Source organism: Niallia tiangongensis, assembly GCF_044704065.1.
Taxonomy (GTDB): domain Bacteria; phylum Bacillota; class Bacilli; order Bacillales; family Cytobacillaceae; genus Niallia; species Niallia tiangongensis.
The window spans coordinates 3,943,651-3,965,414 of the sequence record NZ_CP162613.1 but is presented as its reverse complement, the minus strand read 5'-3'; the positions used below and the strand labels follow the sequence as shown (position 1 = coordinate 3,965,414).

Below are 21,764 nucleotides of genomic sequence, written 5' to 3'. Positions count from 1 at the left end.
TGACAGTAATGAAAATTCAATTTGATGAATTAACGTATCAGGCAGAGGCGATAAATGCCATATTAGGAGTATTTGAAGGGCAACAAATTCGTAAATCAGAATTTACGATTATGGATCAAGATATACAGGGAAAGCTATTTGGTGAAAAAGGTGTCGGTAATAAAATTGATGTATCAGAAAGTAAACTGCTACAAAATGTCCAACAGCTTCAAGTTAAGCAAGGTATTCCAATTGCCCAATCAATTTCATCACCTTTTCCACAGTTCAATATCGAAATGGAAACAGGAACAGGGAAAACCTTCGTTTATTTAAAATCGATTCTGGAAATGAACCGAAAATATGGCTTTACGAAATTTATTATTGTCGTACCTTCTGTAGCGATTAAAGAAGGTGTCATGAAGACGTTGCAAATGACAAAGGATTATTTCAAAACACAAATGCAAGGGATTTTATATCGTGCATTTATGTATGATAGTTCTAAGTTAAATAATATCCAAGCATTTGCTTCAAACGAAAATGTCGAAATTATGGTTATTAACATTCAAGCGTTCAATAGTGAAGATAATATTTTTAACCGTAATGATCGTGATAGTTTATATGGTATCTCTCCTAAAGATTATATTGCGGAAACGAATCCAATTGTCGTGATTGATGAGCCACAAAGCGTAGATACTACAGAGAATGCAAAGGCTGCAATTGCTACTTTAAATCCGTCGTTTGTTTTCCGTTTCTCTGCAACACATAAAGAAGAAGGATATCCTTTACTTTATAAATTAGGACCTGTTGAAGCGTATCAGAACAAGCTTGTAAAGCAAATAGAGGTGGCTGGCGTTAAACGTACAATTGATGGTAATGTGGCTCACTTACGATTATTAGGTATTAAAGCGACAAAAACTTCTGTTACGGCATCTGTAGAGGTTTTTGAGAAAAAGAAAACCGGCATTGAGAAAAAGATTATTTCCTTAAAGAAAAATGATGACTTAGTGAAAAAGACCAAGTTAACGGCGTATGAAGAGATTGGTTATGTTCGCGATATATCGGCTGAAAAAGGTAATGAGTACATTGAGTTTTCAGGCGAGCCATCTACGATTTATTTAAGTCAGGCACACTACGCCGACTTAGAGGTAAAGCGCGGTCAAATTCGTAAAACAATTGAGGAACACTTAAATAAAGAGCTAAAGCTAAATGCTTTAGGAATTAAAGTTTTAAGTCTTTTCTTTATCGATAATGTAGCTAAATACCGGAAATACGATGAGGATGGTAAGCATTATTTAGGGGAATACGGTCAAATTTTTGAAGAAGAGTATAAGGACGTATTAAAATCTCCTAAATATAGAAAGCTTCGTGATTATCACGTTCCTGTTGAAGAAGTACATAATGGATACTTCTCAATTGATAAAAAAGGTAATTTTAAAAATGGTGGGGAAAAGGATGAAAGTGCTTTCCAGATCATCATGAAAGATAAAGAAGATTTACTGACAATGTATGATGAAGAAAAAAGGAAGACAAAAACTGCTCATAAACTACGTTTTATTTTCTCGCATTCAGCGTTAAAGGAAGGTTGGGATAACCCAAATGTCTTCCAAATTTGTACGTTAATTGACTCGAAAGATGAACTAACGAAGCGCCAAAAAATCGGTCGAGGTCTGCGCATAGCTGTTAATCAAAATGGTGAACGTGTACATGGATTCGAAGTCAATACGTTAACTGTAATGGCAAATGAAAGCTACGAAGAATTTGCTACTGGCTTACAGCATGAGTATGAAAAAGATGGTATAGAATTCGGTATTTTTAAGAATGAAACATTTAGTTCACTTGTGTTAGAGGAAGATGAACTGACAGGATATCAAAAACCTTTAGGACATGAGTATTCAAAAAAGCTTGTTGAATACTTATTTGAGCAAAAATACATTGATGCAAAAGGGAAGGGAACTGTTGCCTTAGCTGAAGCGATTAAAGATCAAGTATTTGAGTTGCCTGAAGAATATACTGTTCTAGCTCCAAATATGACGGAGAAGGTAATTGCTGCAATTGAACAGAAGTTTAATACAGAAAAAATTGAAATTAAGGATCATGCAAAGAAAGAAACGGTTCGTTTAAATAAAGAAGCGTTATCTGGACCATTCATTGAGCTGTGGGAGCGCATTAAATATAAAACAACTTATTCAATTCAATTTAATAGCGAGCAGTTCATCAGCGATGCGGCAAAAAAATTAAAGGATGAATTGTTAGTACGTATTCAAAAATTAGAATACGAGCGTAAGCAGTTAAGTATTGAAGAAAGTGGTATTGAAGGAAAAACGACAGCAAAAACAAGCTTCAGCACTGTTCAACGCGAATATACAAAAGCACCTGATATTTTAACGGAGTTACAGCAAGATACAAAACTAACTCGTAAAACATTAATTGCTATTTTGAAGCAAAGTGATACGCTACATGACTTTAAAGTGAATCCACAAATGTATATGCTAGAAGCCGCGCGCATTATTAATGCAGCTAAACGTTTAGCGATGGTTGATGGCGTTAAATATGAGAAACTGGAAACAGAAGAAGTATACGATCAAAGCTTATTCAAACAAGAAGAAATTGAATCGTATGAAGATAGCATTGTGAAAGTTTCAGACAATCGTTCTCCTTATGACCATGTTATTGTAGATTCTAAAATTGAAAGAGATTTCGCCGAAGCATGTGAAAAAGATCCAAATGTAAAGTTTTATATTAAATTGCCAGCCGACTTTAAAATCAAAACACCGCTTGGAAACTATAATCCTGACTGGGCATTATCTGTTGAAGAAGACGGCAAAGAGAAGTTGTACTTTATTGTAGAGACAAAAGGAAGTACCGCTGCAGAAGATTTACGTAAAACTGAATTAGAAAAAATTCGTTGTGGAGAAAAGCACTTTGCTGCGATCAATACAGGTATTACATTCAAGCGAGCAGTTGAACTAGAGCAAGTTTATTAAATGTCAGGAGGCTTTTTAAATGGCAGAAATCAAATATGAAGTTGTTGAACACATCGGTGTACTATCTGAATCCGCAAAAGGTTGGAAGAAAGAATTAAACCTTATTAGTTGGAATGGAAATGCCCCGAAATATGATATCCGCGAATGGGCGCCTAATCGTGAAAAGATGGGTAAGGGAGTTACGTTGTCGGAAGAAGAATTTGAAACGTTAAAGGGCTTTTTGAATCAATTATAACAATGAGAAAGCGTATCATGTTTTTATACTGATACGCTTTCATTTTAAATATAATAGAGTGATTATATATAAATCAGGGGGTAGGTGTGAAATAGTGTCGCAAAAGTTACAAGAAATTTTATTTGGGGTTAATCCAAATTTAGCTGAGTTAACGCAAGAAATAGAAAAGCTTATTTTTATTTCACCACGTGCAGCGATGCAAACAACACGAACTATGGCAGAAACATTAGTACGTCAAGTTGCACAATTGGAAGGTCTAGAGCATAGTGAGTTGAACTTCGGTGAATTACAAATGAAGTTAAAAAATGAAGGCATCATTACGCCGACAACGGATAATGCGATTCACTTTGTTCGCCGTCAAGGAAACACAGCAAGTCATGATGGTACGCGTAAAATGTTAATTCGAGAAGCATTAACTTGTTGGGAGTATCAGCATTTGATTTTGACATGGTTTATTGAAACATATGCATCACCTGATATCGAGGTGCCAGAGTATATTGAGCCAGTTCCTGAGAAAAGCGCAGCTGATAGTGAATATTTAATTGAACATATTGAAGCATTAATGCAGACATTTGTGCAAAAACAGCCAATTTCACAAAATGTGATAGCTGAACAAAAAGTTAGTCGCAAAATTTATTATAAAAATCAATTTGTTGAGATACCTGATTTTTTACGTGATGCTTTTTTATTACCACAACGTTTCCCAAAATCTACAACGTTTTTAATACGTTTGAATGGCGAACAGCAAGCACGAATTATGAGTGAACTGCCATATCAATTAGATGGTATGCACCAGCATGTAAAGCGTTTTAAAGAAGCTAATGATGAATGTTTCTTTGAAGAATTAAGATTATTCGTTGAAGAAGAACAAAAACGCAAAATATTGATGGAGCAATATCGCGGGGAAGTCTTGTTGTTTTACAAATCTGAATTTATTATTTTAACTGAAGCATTAGGAAATGTTGCATTAACAAAGGAAAACTTCCCTGGACAAACAAGCTTGCTGAACTCGTTACAAGAGCAAGGATTCTTACATGTTAAAGATTTTCCAAAAGAGATAGTACTATTAGGCAAGTACCGAAATGTCGGTGAGACAGCATTAGCGAATTTATTTAATCAGTTGAAGGTGAAGGGAATGGAGTTTACAAAGGTTGAAATATAATGTTAGCGACATGCTCTACAACCAATTATTCTAAGGCAAGCAATCTAGTTAAGTATCATACATAATACATACACATTAAGAATATGGTTAGAAAATCATAAAGGATCTATATTACTGTTGTACCAAGAAATTGCAGCTCGACAGGAAGTTCCTGATATATGTGTTGTAGACCTCGCTTTGTTAAATTTTAAATAGGTATTTTAAGATTTTAATAATCTATCCAAGAAGAACTACACTAAAGTTAGCGTTAACGTCAGAGGTGTAGTTCTTCTTTATTTAATTAGTTCTTAAATATTGTTGTTGAAAAATTTGCGGATTTAGTGTTATAAACTGTTTCCGACCAGAGACACCCGCATATTGAAGATCCAAATAGCCTTTTTCCTGTAAAAAGCAAAGCAGCTTATTTAAATTGGCTGCATTTTTGGTAATATGACGTGAGTTTTTATAGACACTTTCTCGTGGAACCACAATCATTTTTTCTTCTCGTGCTAAAAACTGCATAACAAGTAATAAACCAATTGCCTTATCACTTAACTCTTCTTCTTGAAAAAATGGCTGTAAGGTTGGCCATGAATCGCTAGTAGTTTGTAGTTTCTGCTCATTGTCGAAATAAAAGAAATGCTGATGGCTCATACACAATGAAGTAGCGTTAAAAATTAATAATGTGTTATTCATGTAAATCATCTCCAGAATTTTAAACATTCTATACTATGAATCCTCGTTTTCGAATAGCAAATCGGGTATTTTTTATTTTATGAAAAAGCCCTAAGAATATCGGAAGTAAGAAGTTAGAATGTTAAAAAGCAGAAAAGGAGATGATTGCGATGCGCGAAAACGGGCATTTAAATCAGGGAAAATTAAATGATGGATCAGAGGTTATGCAGAATCAAGATCTAGTTCAGGTTGAATTGCCTGAAGTGAAGCAAGAGAAGAACTTTATGACGATCAAAGAAGTTGTGGCACTATTAAATGACAATGAGACAATTGAAAGTATCTCACGAAAATTGGAAATGCGTGTAAGTGTATTAGAAGCAAAATTAGCAAATGCAGCAGTTGTCGTAAATCATGATGGTGAATGGAGATATGATGGTGAAAATGAAATTGATTCATTGTCTCGTAATATTTTTTCGAAAATTTATGTGAAGCCATACGATAAGAAAATTGTTGAATCGTCTAATGGAGTTGCTAGTAATACTGATGAAGTAGTAACTAATTTAGATTATGAATTGTATAAAAATACCCTAAATATAAAGAACACCATTGATAAAAAATCAGTGTTGTTTGAAGAAGGCCTTTACGAAGAATTGAAAGAATTAAGTAAACAAAAATCGATCAAAATGAGTAATCTTATAAATGCATTGATCTTTAAAGGGTTGGAATATTATCATCTAAAATAATAGAAAATAGCCTCCTTGCAGTTTGTAAGGGGGCTTTTTAATGCTATTTTTGGGGTGAAACAAATAGCAAACTATTATTTGATAAAAATAATTTCAATACAGAATGTTATAGTGTTTTCAGAGTAGTATCATTAAAAAGTTTAAGCAACTAATGCGTTTAAGAGATGAAATTTTAATATCTATGATGGCATGTAGATAAGACTAATATAAGTGAGGATTTAACTAAAAAGGTATGACACGCTCTATTAAAATGTTAAACGTTAATTATAGATTAGTATAAATATAATAGTGGCAACATTCTCGTTATCTTTAATCTAGTGGAATTCTTACGCCTTCAAGGGCTTGGAGGTTTTGAAGTATACTTATAGAGTGTGTAACCTGTTAGTGCTATTTTGATACCTTATTTTTATTGATTTACTTTGAATTTTAGTGTGTTATCCAACTTCCCCTGAGACGCCGTTTCACTGTACATGGTTAATATGAAAAAGACGGCTCATAGAAGAACCGCCTCAGCCGCTCAAGTTTCGAAAATCATACTGTATGGAATGCGTTTTTTACTTTCGTTGAATAATTTTGGGATGTCATATAGGCTGATGAAATTTGTCATATAAATGAACAGCATATTAGAAGTGTCCATTGCGGAATCATCCTTCGAATTCTTTTTGTTTTTTCGAATAACATCATAACCTAATTCTGATGCATCTGGATATATAACTAAGATTTTTGTTAAAGCGCCTCCATAATAACCATGACTTAGACTATCTGCCAGCTCGGCCAATTGCTCAGTTATTTTAACATTCCCTTCCTCCATGAAGAAGGGAACAATCAATTGAAACACCTTATTTTTAGGTTGTATATATGCAAATATTTTTTCAGGAATATAATTAAGAATAGTAAATGACTGTATTTCTTGTATAGTATCTTTTTCTAAGAACCGAAATTCCCAATCGGAAAATTGTAATGCTTCTTTCTGAAAAAAAACATCAATTAGTTGATTAATTAGGCTGCCTTTATCCGCTGCTAGTTCTGCAATTTTCCTGAAAAAATTCTGTAAAAAACCTTTAGTACGACTGAAACGAATCACATACATTTCGAACTGCCATTCAGTAAAATTCGCAAAGCGAGCCATTTCTTGCTTTACGTTAGCAATACGTGTAACTCTTGAAGGATGTAGTTGTGTTAAAACGGCATCCTTTCGATTATCGACCATTATAAACAATACATGATAAGTTGATGGATCCATCGCTTTCTTTTCAAGTTGCGGTTGCAAACGTGAAAGTTTTCCTTCGAAGGAAGTATCATGTCCACTTTTCGATTTTCGAATTTGTTCATTTCCGCAATCGACCTCAATGTGTAGATATTGACCTTGTACTTCAAATAGCCAATCTGCAATAACCTCTGTATATTCGTCCTTTTCTTTATAAGGGTTAATTGATGTTAATAAGGTATTCTTGTATTTTTGAAGAGTGCCATCATATTTTTTAAAGTGACTTAGACGATCTTCCCCAAGCTTTTTGGTTTTATAAATTAAAACCGGCTCTGTTAAGGTATTGAAAAATACATTAGGTTTAATACCAACATAATACAAACCTTTAGCATAATAAATTTGTGCATTAGTGATCTTACGATGATTATATAAAACATCAAGTGCAGTTTGTCGAATTGCTAATGAATGATCAATATTACTAAAGCTAGGTGCCTTTACTCGAATATTTTCTTTTATATAACCTAATTTTTTCAACACTGTCAAACCAGCGCCTGCTAGTGAAATAATTACTACAGAATGTCCATTTTGAATCGAGGTGGCTTTCTTTTTAATTAAACCAGCTTCAAGCCATTTGCTCGTTTTTTTGCGAAATGTAGCTGGATGTGCTGCCTGAACGAATGAATAAAATTCTAGTAATTGTGGTTGTGATAAAAAGCTATGTTCATATAGAAAGAGAAGGGTTTGAATTTCAGCATAACCCAGTTCTACCCGTTGACCTTTGTTGTTGTAAATAAAGTGTACTTTGAATTCCTTTGTATTCATGACGATTTCCTCCGTTTTAGTGTAAAGTTTGATAAACAGTTTTAAGGACATTCATTCGTTAGTTAAATAGCATGAATGGTGTACTTGAAGTTTGTTCCTTTGAATTTTTGCTTTACACATTATAGCCGCTTGAAAATCATATTCTTAGTACCTTATGAAAAAAGAAAATTAAGCTCGTAATCAAACAACACATATAAAACTACCAAGCCGGTAGCAGTATTTAATTAGAGAAGTGTCATCATATGCCAACAATAAAATAACGATTGATCACCTATTAAACTTGAACTGATTCCAAGGATAATATCTGGATTAAGTTCACAAGACTAATCTAAAACATGTTATATAATAAAGGTTGTTACAGCAAAAATTAATTTATTCAATGGCATAGAGGGGTTCATTAGCTACATTCTTAACGAATTTTAATGATTTTTAAGGTTTTATTTTTTCAAGGATTTCTGATGAAAGTATTATCCATGTAATTTATAAAAATTTGAATATTGAATTAATTTTATTATTCTTATATAATTTCTGTATTAATCATTGAGTGGAGTGATTGTATGATGAATCATAGTTTACCTGAATATCGATACGGAAAGGATGAACTTGATAAAATTGTAGAAAAAAAGAAAGTTTATTACTTTTATGAAATTTCTATTTATAATAAAGAATTGCAATCAAAATTAAATCTAAATGGATCTAATTTAGATTATCATCTATATAATTTACTGAATATTGAAGAAATTGAATCGATTTTTGGTTATCACTGGACACAAGAACATGATCGTATTGATAAGTTATATGGGAAAATTTATGTATGTGATATTCAAGATATTTATTCAAAATTTGTAGAATTTTATCAAGTAATTGTTTGTAAATTAGAAAGTATGGGGTTTGAATTAGGTTCTGATTACAAATTTATAGAGTTGCGTTATGTGAAATTTGTTTTTGGTGGTTCCAATGAATATATTTATGTAATTAATAACTCTAAAAGTTATGATACTCGAATCACCGATACAGGTACAAATAGGTCTTATTCTGATATAGCGCATGAGGAGCTTATGCAACGAAGAAAGAAGAAGTTTGAAAATTTAGGAAAAAAATTCAATGGAAATTACTACGATGATTTATTTGAAGAGTTAATGAGCTATCTGGATGAAGATGATGACTTGTGATTTCAAATGAAATTTTGAGAAAAGTTAGGTTATATAGCTTTAATATAGGACGGAGTTATCGATTAAATTAGATAAATATTTATTGATTTTTATTACGGAAAATTTCGAAGATTCCCGGACGAAACACGGGATATATAGCCATTATACTAAAAAAGCCAATAACAGTTTGAGAAATTCTGAAAAGTAGGTTGGTTTTTATGGGAATGTTGATATAGCGGCGTTTGTGTTTAGGAACTTCTGTCCTAGACATACTTTAAAAATGGTATTCTAATTCGGATTATCATCCATTATTATATACTTTGACATAATGAAAAAAGCGTAGAAACTTCTTGGTGTCTCTACGCTTTTCAAGCTAATTTGATTTCATTTCATCATCAACTCGAAGTATGGGTTAATGTTGATTTGTGATGGCTTTTTGTAAGTCGATTTCATTATAGAGTTCTTTTGCGCATGCATAAGCATCTTCTACATTTTCAAATACACCTGTAAATACTGTTGTAGTAGGGTCTACAGTTTGATCTACGGTAGTTAAAATAGTTTCCAAAGACATCTCCCACTCCGCCACGTTTAAGAAAGTTTCAATTTCAAGTACATATTTTGTATGAAGCTGGTTAGATGGATCCTTAAATACGGCTCGGTCAATACAAATATTTCGAAATTCAACGTAATTTTCATCATTTATCAATTCAAAAGGCCAATATGCTAACTCTTCTAAATCAACCAAATCGTACTGATTATCAAGGATTTTAAAATTATCACTATTTCTGGGAATCCAACTTTTTAACTGAAGTATACACGGTAATTCTTGTTTCTTGAACACTCTCCATATTCCATCGGAACCCACTGTTTTTAACAACCTAGCTTCACATAATTTAATAACAACTGTTTCAGGTACTTTTAACAATGTTGCTGCCACTTTTAATGAAATTGTTTCTTCTAATGTAACTTTTAAGTTTTCATCTTGCATTTGCATTTCCTCCTTTACAAAGCAAAAACCCCCAACTCATAAAGTAAAGCGACATTAAAATCACTTTACTTTATGAGTTGGGGGTTTCCCTTGTTAATATTTATTTTATTAGATTATAAAACAATTGTTCGTGCTTGTAAATATAAAAAGAATATTCTGTTTACAATTATAATTCATTCTATTATATACTTACAAATTAGGTGTATTATGGTATTTTTAATTCAATAAGTGCAAAGTTGGAAGTTGTTATCACATAGTTATCGTTCTTTTGAATTTAATATTAGGTGCCAGGCACAATAATAATACTGACAAATTTACAAATTGTTATATATTGCGTGCCTAGCACTTATAATTAATTAAATTTTTCTTCTATTAACGCAAAAAAAGTATCATGTATTGCCTGCGAGATAAATTCACCTTCTAGTACGAGATGTCTTAGTTGAGTTAAAAAATCTTCTTCGTTCTTATTTAATTGAATATATTGGTTCAACACGGCCTCACAGAACCAATCAATTAACCCTTCCTCAATATGAAAAGGGGATTCCATTCTATTAATTACGAGATTTTGATAATGCTTTATACCCTTTTTCAATATTTGTTGTTCCTCACGCTCAATAAATACATGAGTAGTATAGTAATCATCAACCCAACCAATTTCAAATAAATTAAATTCAGATAAATATAAGGCAACATTTGAATTAAGATCTTTATTATTAACGATTGGTAAAACATTATTTTCAATTGTAAATGGGTGAGTATACTTACGATAAAACGTTTTTTTATCCAAAAAACCGCATTTCTCCAAGAGAACTAGATAGCTGTGAATTATTGTAGCAACTTCTTTACTGTCCCTAACATCATATCTGATTTGGTCCTTTATATCTTGAAATAAATACTTTGAATAGATTAATTGTTTCTTACTGTAATTGTGCTTTATAGCTTTATGAAAAACGAGTAATTGCCATAAAGGATAAGGCGTGTGAACAAATTTATAATTTTCCATTTGTATATTGAATATGCCAGGGAAATTTGTATCGGTTAAACCGTATTCTTTTACTAATCTTTTAAATAGAACTTGTTCTCTGGGTGACAAACGGTGATATACTTTTTCAATACTAAAGTTATTCAAGTACCGTTTATATAATTGGAATTTCTTTTGCTGCTCTTTTTTTTGATGGATTCTTTGCATTCTTAGGGCGTGTTCCTTTTTACGTTCCCGCCAAATTTCTGCAGCTTTCTTACTTCTATTTGTAAAATATTCTTGAAGCTTTTTGAATGAAGTTTCATTTCCTAAAACGTATTTACAAGGAGATGGTACTTTAAAAATTTTCATTTCATTAATAGTGAGTTCTTGCAACTTTACTGAAGCTCTTGTTTCTGTCCGATAAGTAATACCAAAAAATTGTCCGATATGTTTTACGAGATTGTTTTTTGTATCAATAAAATAAACACTACGTTCTTTTTTATTAACCGTTTGCTGTAAGTACTTTAATCGGATAACCAATTCGTCCTCACCTATATCATCAGTATTAATTTCTTTATAATAATTAGCACCGAAAAGCCAGATGTCTTTTATGCCTGCTATTGCGTATAGTTTACGCCGTTCTAACCACTTTTCTGTTGTTAACTCCGCGCACTGTACTTCAAATGCAAATCTTTGATCATTACCAAAATCAGCATAAACATCTGCAATTTGATTCGTCTTACTAATTCGTTTTTCTAATGCGACATAAGCATTCGGATATTTCTCTTTCAACCAATTATAAATTGCTAATTTACCACCAAGATGTTCCTGTGTTTCAGGCTCCCCCAAAAAACTACATTCAACATGGGTTTCATGATAAAAGTGGTGTATGCGTTTTGGTCCACCACGAAAGAAAACTTTCTTCTGACAGTTAGGACAATAAAGTTCTTTTGCATCAGATAATGATCTTAACCGTATCTTATCTTCATGAAATGCAAACTGTTTCTCTCCGTTTCGATTGATAGCTACAAACATTTTCTCACCTCATTTAGTTAGAAAAGTACTTATTTTACAACTTTATAATGCAATACTATTTTATTTTAAAATTTACATATATTGTTATTATAAGAAAATCTTTGTTGGTTACAAGCGCCATTTTCAGATGTTTTATAAATTAGGGATTCGTTGTTAATTATTAATGTTTGTTCGCAGATATGAAGTTGATAGGATATACATATAAAAAAATTAGCTTATTACTAATGTGTAATTTGTAGTGAAATATACTTATTTTGCAACCCCAAACTCAATAAAGTGACGCATTAGTCATTTTGTGAGTTGGGGGGTTCCCTCAACATTTGTTCGTATCTATAAAGTTTAATATCTAAATATTTAAATTATTAAGGTTGATTTACATGTTATTATATAATTATAAAGGAGGAATATTATGGTATTTTTTGAGGCAGGTAGTGCAAATATTATTGGTAATAGTAAGTTATATCAAGCTCAATTAGATGCTTACAACGCGGTTACAAGATATTATGAGCAGTTTCCAGAGTTCGAAAAAAGAGAAGTATTAGTCGTTATGCCTACTGGGTCAGGTAAAACCGGTTTAATGTCGATACTTCCTTTTACTAATTGTAAAGGCAAAGTACTATTAATAACTCCAGGTAAGGTTGTCAGAAGAACAGTATTTGAAGAATTTGATACTTTATTTAATCCTCAAAATTCATTTTTATATAAGCATAACGTGATATTAAAAGCAGTGGATTTACCTAAAACATTATTATATCAAGGGTTTAGGAAAGATAGTGAGCAGGAAAAGGCCATCGCCATTAGTAAGTTAAAGGAAGCAGATATTGTAATTACTAATATTCATCGAATTAATAGTAGCGGTGAAGAAGTAAATTTAATGAATCTAGTGGATCAAGGTTTTTTCGACATGATTATTATCGATGAAGCCCATCACGTAGCAGCTCCGATGTGGCAAGAAGCTATAGCTTATTTTAAAGCTTCAAAAGTAATTAAATTAACAGCAACTCCATTTAGAGCAGATAAACTTGAAATTACAAGCAATCCATTGGACCCTATTTACGAATATACATTAGGTGAAGCAATTAAAGATGGCTTATTAAAGGATGTAATCAAAGAAGTTGAAATCCCTGGAGAATTAGAGTTTATTCATAATGAAACAGGTCAAAGGCTCACTTTAGAGGAAGCAAAGCAAAAGTTAAATAATGATTGGATAAACAAATCCGTTGCTCTTTCTGAAGTATGTTCAAAGCAAATTATTGAACAAACGAAACAAGTTTTAATGGATAAACGAAAAAGCTACCCAAATCATCGAGTTCTAGCAATTACATGTAACGATGAACATGCTCAGTCTATATGTAAATGGTTTAATGATGCTGGAATGAGTGCGACTTATGTTAGTACAAACTCAAATAACGAAAGAGAAAATGAAGTTCGTTTAAGTGATTTTGCACAAGGCAAATATGACGTGATGGTAAGCATTCAAATGCTAGGGGAAGGTTACAATAATCCTGATATTTCGATTATCTCTATATTTAGACCATTTAAATCATTAACACCATATGCACAAGCAATAGGAAGAGGATTGAGAAAAATTCCTAATGCTAATTCAGATTTAGATAATTTCTGTAATGTCATTTACCATAAAGAACTAGGGCTTGAAAAACTGTGGGATTATTATAAACAACAGAAATCTTTTTCGGAAGTAATTAAATCCCAAAGAGAAAGTTTAAGCGAACAAATCAATATGCTTGAAGAACTAGGGTTTGTAGAATCTAGACCTGGTAAAAAGAAACCCAAAGTTGATATTGAAGAAGATGTTCTTGTTATTGCTCCTCAACAATTAGGAAGCGTGACCAAATATTCATCGAAAGGCATTGGAAACGAAGATTCATTTTCACCTGATGGATTTGATCGATATTTAGCGGCTAAAAAAGCAGCAAATGATGCAGTAGTGAGCAATTTAAAAGCTGAAAATGAACGTATTAAACAGTTGGGAGAGGCAGGCGTAATTTCTAAAGAAGAAGCCCAAGCATTAATCGAATTAAAAGAAACACAAGCTAATGAAACGATTAAGTTGAATATTTCAGATGGCGAAGATTATCTAAAAGCTCAAGGTTTACGAAAAGAGTATATAACGTGGTTAAACTTAAAAATTGAAGATTTCTTTGTTCAAAGTAAGTTGGATAAGAAAGGAATGGAACTACCTATTCGTTACGATTTTCAACTAGATAGCGATGTTGATAATATAGGATGGCTAACGAGAAATATTCATCAGTCCATTTATCAGGTGTTGAAAAAAAGGGTAGGGGAATTTAGTACGAGTGATTATGGGGTTGCTAAAAAAATTGTGGTTGAAAAATTAGAGTTTTATTTAAAAGATTAATAGAGGTAGAATTGATTTTTATTGGATAAAATGGGATAATTTGATTGTTCTGTGAAAATAGTTGCGGAAGTGTTAAGTTTCACGCTTGTCAAGGTTATAAATATTTAGAACCTCAACAAGCAACCTAGTGATTTCTGTTAAGAACAGCACAAGCTGGACTTCTGAATAGCTAGACAAACTTAGCAACATTGTAATTACCTCCATAGGGTAAGTATAGTGTATTGTTTTAAGAGTAACAAAGCCGTTTCATACGGAGCGCGTGGTCAGCAGAGCATCTATCTTTGATAGATGACACCAAATTAGGCTAGGAGGTTTTCCGGTTATGAACCAGGGTAATGGACCACATCAATTACATAACCTCTCTAGCTCTTCTAATATTAATTGGAAGAAGTATAGAACAAAAGGTTATCTACATTTTGATGAACGAATACAAATTGGGCATATGAAAGCGAATCTTTTAAATAAGGATTTCGTAGCTTCATATGCTTTTTTACCATTTATACATTTTGAAATGAGCTTTAAGAGGTTTGTGACGGTTAAAGAAATTGATGAACTAGGCAATGTCATTAAAAGAAAAGAACCTGGGAAACCAAAGACTCGTCAAATTTTTTATGCTGCACACAAAGATAGCTTTATATATAAATATTATGGTGATTTGTTAAATAATGCTTATAACGATTATTCTGCTGATAATGAAATTGATGAAAACGTTATTGCATATCGTAATAACAAGTTTGGTAAAAATAATATCGATTTTGCGTTTGAAGTGTTTGAGCATTTATTTAAATTTGAGAACGCTGTTGTAATAGCTAGTGATTTTTCGAAGTATTTTGATAATATTTCACATCATACATTGAAAGAAAACATGAAAAGAGTTCTGGGAGTAACTACTCTAGATAAAGACTGGTATCAAGTATTTAAAAATTTGACGAAATTTACATACGTGAATAGAGAAAATATTGATAGCTTTTTAGAAGAAAAGTTTGGAGGGAAATTGAACCGAAAAATTAAAACACATCAAATTAGTAGAATCATGGAGCCAACTGAATTTAGAGAGTTTAAGAAAATTCATTTAAAGAAAAATCCTAATCCGGGGCCTTTCGGTATCCCTCAAGGTTCAAGTGTGAGTGCAGTTTGTTCTAATGTACATTTAATTGATTTTGATAAAGAAATTAGACAATGGTGTAAGAAAAAGAATGCTAATTCTATGTATAGAAGATACTGTGATGATTTGATTGTAATCATACCAATTGATAGCGAAAGTTATGGTGAGTTTAATGAAATTCGAGATGAATTATTTACAATTATAGAAAAATACAAACCTGATGGATTAATTGTGCAACCAGAAAAAACTGAAATAAGGTTATGGAATGGTACAGAAATTCTTGATGAACAATTAAAACCTTCTAAAATAGATTATTTGGGGTTTGTAACAAATGGACACATGATTCAACTGAGAGAAAAGAGTTTATTTAATTATTACACTAGGGCGTATAGAAAAGTTAAAACTGTAAAACGTATTGAATATGCGACAAAACGACCTGGTCCGAAACGATCGCTCTATGATCTGTATACACACTTAGGCTTCGATTATAAAGATCGTGGGAATTTTATTACTTATGCTTATAAAGCGCATAACAAAATGTGTAGATTACATGTTAATTGCATTATTAAGAAGCAGGTGAAGAGGCATTGGGGAAGGATACATAGAAAAATTAGGCTTTAATAAAAATATAAGGGGATATTAAATGGGAAATAGTGAGTTAATGTTGATAGAGAATAATTATGAAAAATATAAAAATGATATAGATAAGTTAATAAATAATATAAAAGAAAAGGTTAAAAAATCTAATCCACTTGAACTTCTAAATTATTTATTTGAAAGGAATATCTTAAATTTTATTAATCTAACTTCAGAGATTCAAAGTAGCCTAGAAGAAATTTATTCTCAAAGAGCTATTGAATATATTCAGTCAATTTTAGTTTCTCAAGAAAATACGTATTTGGATGGTGGGCAAGAGAGTGAATTTGATGACTATGAAGATATAATAATTGATGTTATCAAATTGTATTATTCTTTAAATAATTATTATTACTACTGGTCTGAAAAAAAAATAAAAGATGATCCAGAGGTTAATAGAGAAGAACTTGCGTATATAATTGAATCTGAATTTTCAAGAGTTGTACGTGGAGATAGATACCAGTGTTATCAAATTGAACATTTTAGAGAAATACTTTCTCCACATAAGCAAATATTTGAAGAAACATTTAAACTTAATGTAGAAAATTTTATTAGAGGGTTGAAAAAGTTAGAATATATTCTTACGCAAGGAAGAATGGATGAAATGAAGAAAATGGCTGATAGTTTGACTGAGTTTTTCAGCCAAGATATTCAAGTTGATAATGTTACTGATATTAATCAAAAGTATAAAGAATTATTAGATATATCTGAAGGAATTCAAAAATTAGATATAATTAAGCTACATGGGATTAAGGAGATAACAGGGTGGTCTGATGAATTTATCGATATACTAAGTTATGGAATTAATGAATATGGAGCTTTCTTTAATGATGATAATTATTATTCTGGATGGCCGAATTTAGACTTGCCTATTCAAAAAAGACCTTTTATTAAAATAAATAATATTGCATACGGTTTTGACTATTACTCTATTTTCGATAATTTATATAGAGCTATTCAAAAAAATTTAATAAGTGCATGTCCGAGTTATAAAGAAACATGGGCAATTATCCAGCAAGAAACAACTGAAAAAATGGTAGAAAATTTATTTAAAAAAATACTTCCCGGCTGTAATACGCTTAGAGACAATTATTATCCTAGAAAAAAATCATTGAAAGATTGTGCAGAAAATGATTTACTCATAACTTTTAATGATGTCATGTTAATAGTAGAAGTTAAAGCGGGATCATTTATTTATACTTCTGCTTTAACGGATTATAAAGGACATATAAATTCTTTTAAAGCATTGATTGAAAAGGCAGATCATCAATGTGATAGAACGAAGGAATATATAGAGAAAAGTACACTTTCAAAAATTTATACGAAGGAAAAAGATTTGAAAGTGGAATTAGACATGCGAAATTATCCTGAAATTTATTGCCTTTGTGTGACGGTAGATAATTTTAATACCTTTACGGCCAAAGCAGAAAAAATCAATTTTATAAAATTGAAGAGTAATTCAATATCATTATCGATAGATGATTTAAGAATATATCGGGATATATTTGATAATCCGTTACAATTTCTACATTACTTAAAAGAACGTAGGAAAGCTATTGAATGTGAGAGTTTAGCTTTGAATGACGAGTTAGATCATTTAGGGATGTATTTAGAACGAAACTTATATACTTGGGATGCTAAAGAAGTAGAGAGTGGGACTAGACTAAGTGGGATAGGTTACAGACAGGAACTAGATAATTACTTTTCGTTGTTGCATCATAATATTGAGGTTAATAAGCCGACACAAAATATGGCATCTCAGTTTAAAGAAATTCTAGATTTGTTAAATAAAATAGGGAGTGTAGAAAAAATTAGGTTTTCTATTTTCTTATTAGATTTTGATTTTGAATCCAGGGATAATTTCGTAAATCAATTAGAGTCAATTTTATTAAGGCAAAAACAAATTGGTTATATGATTCAAACGTTTGCACCAGGTGAAATGCCATACGCTATATTTGTTTATGCTCCTGATTTTAAAGCACTTACAGATAATGATAAGGTTAATTATATTTATGCAAATTTAAAGATTACTGGTAATAAAGAATGCCTAGTATATGACTTTTACTATGATAGACATGATCGATTAAGAGATATAAAAATTTGTTCACTAAAACTGAGCAACCTTCAAGACCTTAATCAAATACAAGACGTTGAAAAAGTGGTTGAATTTATTTCAAAGCAAAGAATAGAAAAATATAGAGAAGTTAATGGTAAAATTGGGAGGAATGATAATTGTCCCTGTGGAAGAAATAAAAAATATAAGAAATGCTGTGAAATAAAGAAATACTAGTCTCCGTAAGCATAGTTTAGCAAACCTTATTAATTCCTTTGTAAGAGCCATTTTTGACGGTCGAAAAAGCCCTTCAAACGTTGATATAATAAGGTTTGTAGATTTTTGTGGTAGAATACCCACCGTCTCCACCAAATACATATTTGGTGGTTTTTAATTTATCTATATAATGTAAAGCATAAATTTTCTTTTGGAAATTTTATGCTTTTTTTTATGTGAAATTTTAGTTCCTAAAATAGAAAAGAGAAGTTTGTGGGCTATTTCTAAAGTCCATTCTCAGTAAGTCCTTTAGTACTGATTAACCTGTAAATACTGTATTTAAGAACTAAAAGTTTGGTAGGTCTAGAGGCTTTGTCTTTATCTTTAAGTATAAATTTAAAATATATAGTTAAAAGAGTATACCACTAAGTCATTCTTTATTTTTTTATTGACAATAAATATATCCTAATGTTAGGATAAAAAAGTCCTAATTATAGGATAAATAATTTTAGGATAAAGGGAGAGCAATAAAATGACGGTATTATCAATTATTCTACAAGTTATATTAGGGTTAGGATTCCTAATGTTTGGATTTATGAAGTTGGGCTCTAAACAAATGGTTGAAGGGTTTAAGCATTATGGGTATCCAGGATGGTTTAGGGTGTTTACTGGTTTAGTCGAGATTATTTCAGCAGTTTTCATTATTATAGGTATTTGGCATGAAACATTAGCTGCTTGGGGTGGGTTATTAATTGTTTTTACAATGATTGGAGCAATTATTACACATATTAAAATTAAAGATGCGGTTAAAAGTATGATGATGCCAATCATTTTATTACTATTAGGGTTCATTGTATTCTTTATTAATTTTGAATCATTGCTTTAAGTCTAGTAAGATAAAGAGTGAATTCAATGAATGAGTAAATTTCAGGAAATATTAGGAGTTTGGTAATAGTAGAAAGGAAGAAAACAATCAGCTTTCGTTGAATCTAAAGGAAAACTTCAAATGCCAATAGCGATTCCAACTGAAGTTAATTATCCTTTATATAGATAAATAAAATGCCTTAATTATTTAAAGGAGGTTAAGTCGTGGAAAATCAAAATAATCTGGATTTGAGATTGTTTCGCATATGGTTGAAGGCTTCCAAGGCTGTTATTACAAATATAAAGAACGATATAGAAAGTCATAAAATCAATAGTGAAAATTTTATGATTCTTGAATTGCTTTACAGTAAAGGACCACATCCTGTTCAAAAGATTAGTGAGGTTTTTTCTATTCCTAGTGGAAGTATTACCTATGTAGTAGACAAGCTAGAAAAGAAAGGGCTAGTAGAAAGACAGCCCAACCCCAATGATAGAAGAGCCTCTAACGTCGTCCTGACAAAGGAAGGACGGGCGTTGTTTGATGAGATTTTCCCTAAACATGTTGCAACCATTTCAGAAAATTTATCCTTTATCTCAAAGGAAGAAAAAGAGCTGCTTATTGATCTATTAAAGAAAATTGGAATAGGTGCAGAAGGTTTGGGATAATAGATAATCTGGGTAATATTAAACGAATTTGTGTCAAATTTCAAAGTGATAATGTAAATTTTAATTTAATATTTAAGAGTAATTAAGAATAGCAGATGCTACCTAAAGTAGTATTTGCTATTCTTTTTTTTGAATGTGGGAAAAATTACAAAGCTAATTGTGTTTTCCTACTTTATAAAAGAGGAATAATTATAAAGTCATTAGTGAAATAGTTTGTAAATACGTTTCTCTATCTAAATGGATTAGGAAGAATCATCTAATTTCAATATACTCACCGTATATACTGTATTAACCTAATTCATACTAATTATGTTAAGGAAGAATCGAAAAGGAGGATTCAGATTATGCCAAATGAACCCATAACAATACATGCTATTATCAATGGAGAGAAAGTACCAACGGAAAAACAAGCTCCTCGTGAAAATCCCACGCATCCTGATGAGATTGTAGGATATGCTCCTCTTAATACGAAAGACGAAACGGTACATGCGATAGAGGCAGCGTATGATGCTTTAAAAAGCTGGGCATGGACGGAAGTGGAGGATCGGATTGAAAGAATGGAGCGAGCTATCCAAAAAATAAAGGACGCAACACCTGAAATAGCTACCTTATTATCTAGAGAACACGGGAAAGCATTATATGATTCTAAAGGAGAAATCGCTATTTCTATCATGTGGATGGAATTTGCTTGCATGAATGTGAAGAAAGTCGTTAGTCCACAGGAAAAAGTACATGAAAATGGGAGAACTATTATTACATTTGATCCAGTAGGGGTTGTTTCTGCCATTTCACCATGGAATTATCCTATTTCTTTATCCACCATTAAAATAGCCCCAGCATTATTGACTGGAAATACTATGGTTGTTAAACCAAGTCCATATGCTCCTTTAGCTGTTAGCAAAGTGGTTGAAATCATTGCAAATGAATTTCCCCCTGGTGTACTCAATCTTGTACATGGGGATGCAGAAGTGGGAGTAGAACTAACCTCTAATCCTAAAGTTGCAAAAATTGCCTTTACTGGTGGAACAAAAACTGCCAAAAGTATTATGAAAGCTGCATCAGAAACAATCAAAAAGATGACCTTGGAGCTAGGTGGAAATGATGCTGCAATTGTCTTAGAGGATTTTAATGTTAACGACGAAAGAGCTATGAGAAGAATGGTCATTTCAAACTTTTTAACATCAGGACAAATTTGTATGATTGCTAAACGGATATATGTCCATCGTTCCATCTATGATGCCTTTGTAGAAAAATATATCGAAGCAGCAAATAAATGGATAAGAGTTGGGGAGCCTTTTCATCCAGATGTGACAGTAGGTCCTGTAAATAATAAAAACCAGGTGAAATATGTACGTAGCCTTGTAGAGGATGCTAAAAGTAAAGGTGCAAAAGTGATTCCATTAGGGAAAATACTAAATCCAGAACTAATGGATAACGGTTATTTTCTCCAGCCAACTGTAGTTACTGTACCAATCTTGCCATTTGATGATGAAGAACAAGTAATCGAATTACATAATGAAAGTATTTACGGTTTAACAAGCTCTGTTTGGGGGGAGGAAGAGCATGCCGTGAGAGTAGCACGCAGAATGGAAGCTGGTACAACGATGATTAATACAGCGGCTGTTCAAGGTTTGGACGTTCAGTTCCCATTTGGTGGGGTGAAGCAGTCGGGTGTTGGAAGAGAATACGGTGAAGAAGGATTAAAATCTTATGTAGAGACACATGTAATCAATCTTCCAAAAACCCTTGAGTTACCATATATTCCTGAGTAAAGGCGGGCAATTTAGTATTCCTTTTTCCTAATTGATTAACTAAAAAAATGAATTAACCGGAATTAAATCGACATAAATAGGGACTATTTCCTTTACTTAGGAAGTAGTCCCCATTTTAGTTGCTTGTGAAATAATTCATATTTTCCGA

General features: G+C 31.9%; 15 protein-coding genes. 11 read left to right on the top strand and 4 right to left on the bottom strand.

The features are described 5' to 3' along the window. Positions 1-8 precede the first annotated feature (8 nt). The 3 genes from AB3U99_RS19045 (at position 9) to AB3U99_RS19035 (ending at position 4,360) form a co-directional block, all read left to right on the top strand. Positions 9-2,963, top strand: a complete 2,955-nt coding sequence (locus AB3U99_RS19045) for a DEAD/DEAH box helicase family protein (RefSeq protein ID WP_400243219.1) — start codon at positions 9-11, stop codon at positions 2,961-2,963. A 19-nt stretch (positions 2,964-2,982) separates the two neighbouring features. Then, complete coding sequence (locus AB3U99_RS19040) at positions 2,983-3,198, top strand: YdbC family protein (protein WP_400243217.1); 216 nt, start codon at positions 2,983-2,985, stop codon at positions 3,196-3,198. A gap of 94 nt (positions 3,199-3,292) precedes the next feature. Continuing rightward, positions 3,293-4,360, top strand: coding sequence for a DUF4145 domain-containing protein (locus tag AB3U99_RS19035; RefSeq protein WP_400243216.1), 1,068 nt, complete (start codon positions 3,293-3,295; stop codon positions 4,358-4,360). A 276-nt stretch (positions 4,361-4,636) separates the two neighbouring features. On the opposite strand, the gene AB3U99_RS19030 is transcribed toward AB3U99_RS19035, so the two are convergent. Next, positions 4,637-5,035, bottom strand: a complete 399-nt coding sequence (locus AB3U99_RS19030; protein WP_400243214.1) for a hypothetical protein — start codon at positions 5,033-5,035, stop codon at positions 4,637-4,639. Between the two features lie 149 nt (positions 5,036-5,184). Here AB3U99_RS19030 and AB3U99_RS19025 point away from each other — a divergent pair, with 149 nt between their 5' ends. Next, positions 5,185-5,757, top strand: a complete 573-nt coding sequence (locus tag AB3U99_RS19025; RefSeq protein ID WP_400243213.1) for a hypothetical protein — start codon at positions 5,185-5,187, stop codon at positions 5,755-5,757. Between the two features lie 517 nt (positions 5,758-6,274). Here the strand turns inward: AB3U99_RS19025 and AB3U99_RS19020 are convergent. Next, a complete protein-coding gene (locus AB3U99_RS19020) occupies positions 6,275-7,786 on the bottom strand; it encodes a hypothetical protein (RefSeq protein WP_400243211.1) in 1,512 nt (503 codons plus the stop codon). 557 nt (positions 7,787-8,343) lie between these two features. Between AB3U99_RS19020 and AB3U99_RS19015 the strand changes: the two genes are divergently transcribed. Beyond that, positions 8,344-8,958, top strand: a complete 615-nt coding sequence (locus AB3U99_RS19015; protein WP_400243210.1) for a hypothetical protein — start codon at positions 8,344-8,346, stop codon at positions 8,956-8,958. Between the two features lie 391 nt (positions 8,959-9,349). On the opposite strand, the gene AB3U99_RS19010 is transcribed toward AB3U99_RS19015, so the two are convergent. Next, positions 9,350-9,925: a hypothetical protein gene (locus tag AB3U99_RS19010; RefSeq protein ID WP_400243209.1), complete on the bottom strand. Its 576-nt coding sequence runs from the start codon at positions 9,923-9,925 to the stop codon at positions 9,350-9,352. Between the two features lie 352 nt (positions 9,926-10,277). Beyond that, positions 10,278-11,924 (bottom strand): competence protein CoiA family protein, encoded by a 1,647-nt coding sequence (locus tag AB3U99_RS19005; protein WP_400243208.1) that lies wholly within the window; start codon positions 11,922-11,924, stop codon positions 10,278-10,280. A 409-nt stretch (positions 11,925-12,333) separates the two neighbouring features. On the opposite strand from AB3U99_RS19005, the gene AB3U99_RS19000 reads away from it, so the two are divergent. From AB3U99_RS19000 to AB3U99_RS18975, 6 genes are all read left to right on the top strand, one after another. Further along, complete coding sequence (locus AB3U99_RS19000; protein ID WP_400243207.1) at positions 12,334-14,304, top strand: DEAD/DEAH box helicase; 1,971 nt, start codon at positions 12,334-12,336, stop codon at positions 14,302-14,304. Positions 14,305-14,626: 322 nt separating this feature from the next. Next, a complete protein-coding gene (locus AB3U99_RS18995; protein ID WP_400243206.1) occupies positions 14,627-16,030 on the top strand; it encodes a reverse transcriptase domain-containing protein in 1,404 nt (467 codons plus the stop codon). A gap of 22 nt (positions 16,031-16,052) precedes the next feature. Beyond that, the gene (locus AB3U99_RS18990) at positions 16,053-18,335 is read left to right on the top strand and encodes an SEC-C metal-binding domain-containing protein (protein WP_400243205.1); all 2,283 of its coding nucleotides are present in this window, start codon (positions 16,053-16,055) and stop codon (positions 18,333-18,335) included. A gap of 511 nt (positions 18,336-18,846) precedes the next feature. Further along, complete coding sequence (locus tag AB3U99_RS18985; RefSeq protein ID WP_400243204.1) at positions 18,847-19,200, top strand: DoxX family protein; 354 nt, start codon at positions 18,847-18,849, stop codon at positions 19,198-19,200. 203 nt (positions 19,201-19,403) lie between these two features. Then, positions 19,404-19,844 carry a MarR family winged helix-turn-helix transcriptional regulator gene (locus AB3U99_RS18980; protein ID WP_400243203.1) on the top strand — a complete coding sequence of 147 codons (441 nt, stop codon included), beginning with the start codon at positions 19,404-19,406 and terminating at the stop codon, positions 19,842-19,844. A 344-nt stretch (positions 19,845-20,188) separates the two neighbouring features. Beyond that, entirely contained in the window at positions 20,189-21,616 is a 1,428-nt protein-coding gene (locus AB3U99_RS18975) for an aldehyde dehydrogenase family protein (protein ID WP_400243201.1), read from the top strand. Positions 21,617-21,764: the final 148 nt, after the last annotated feature.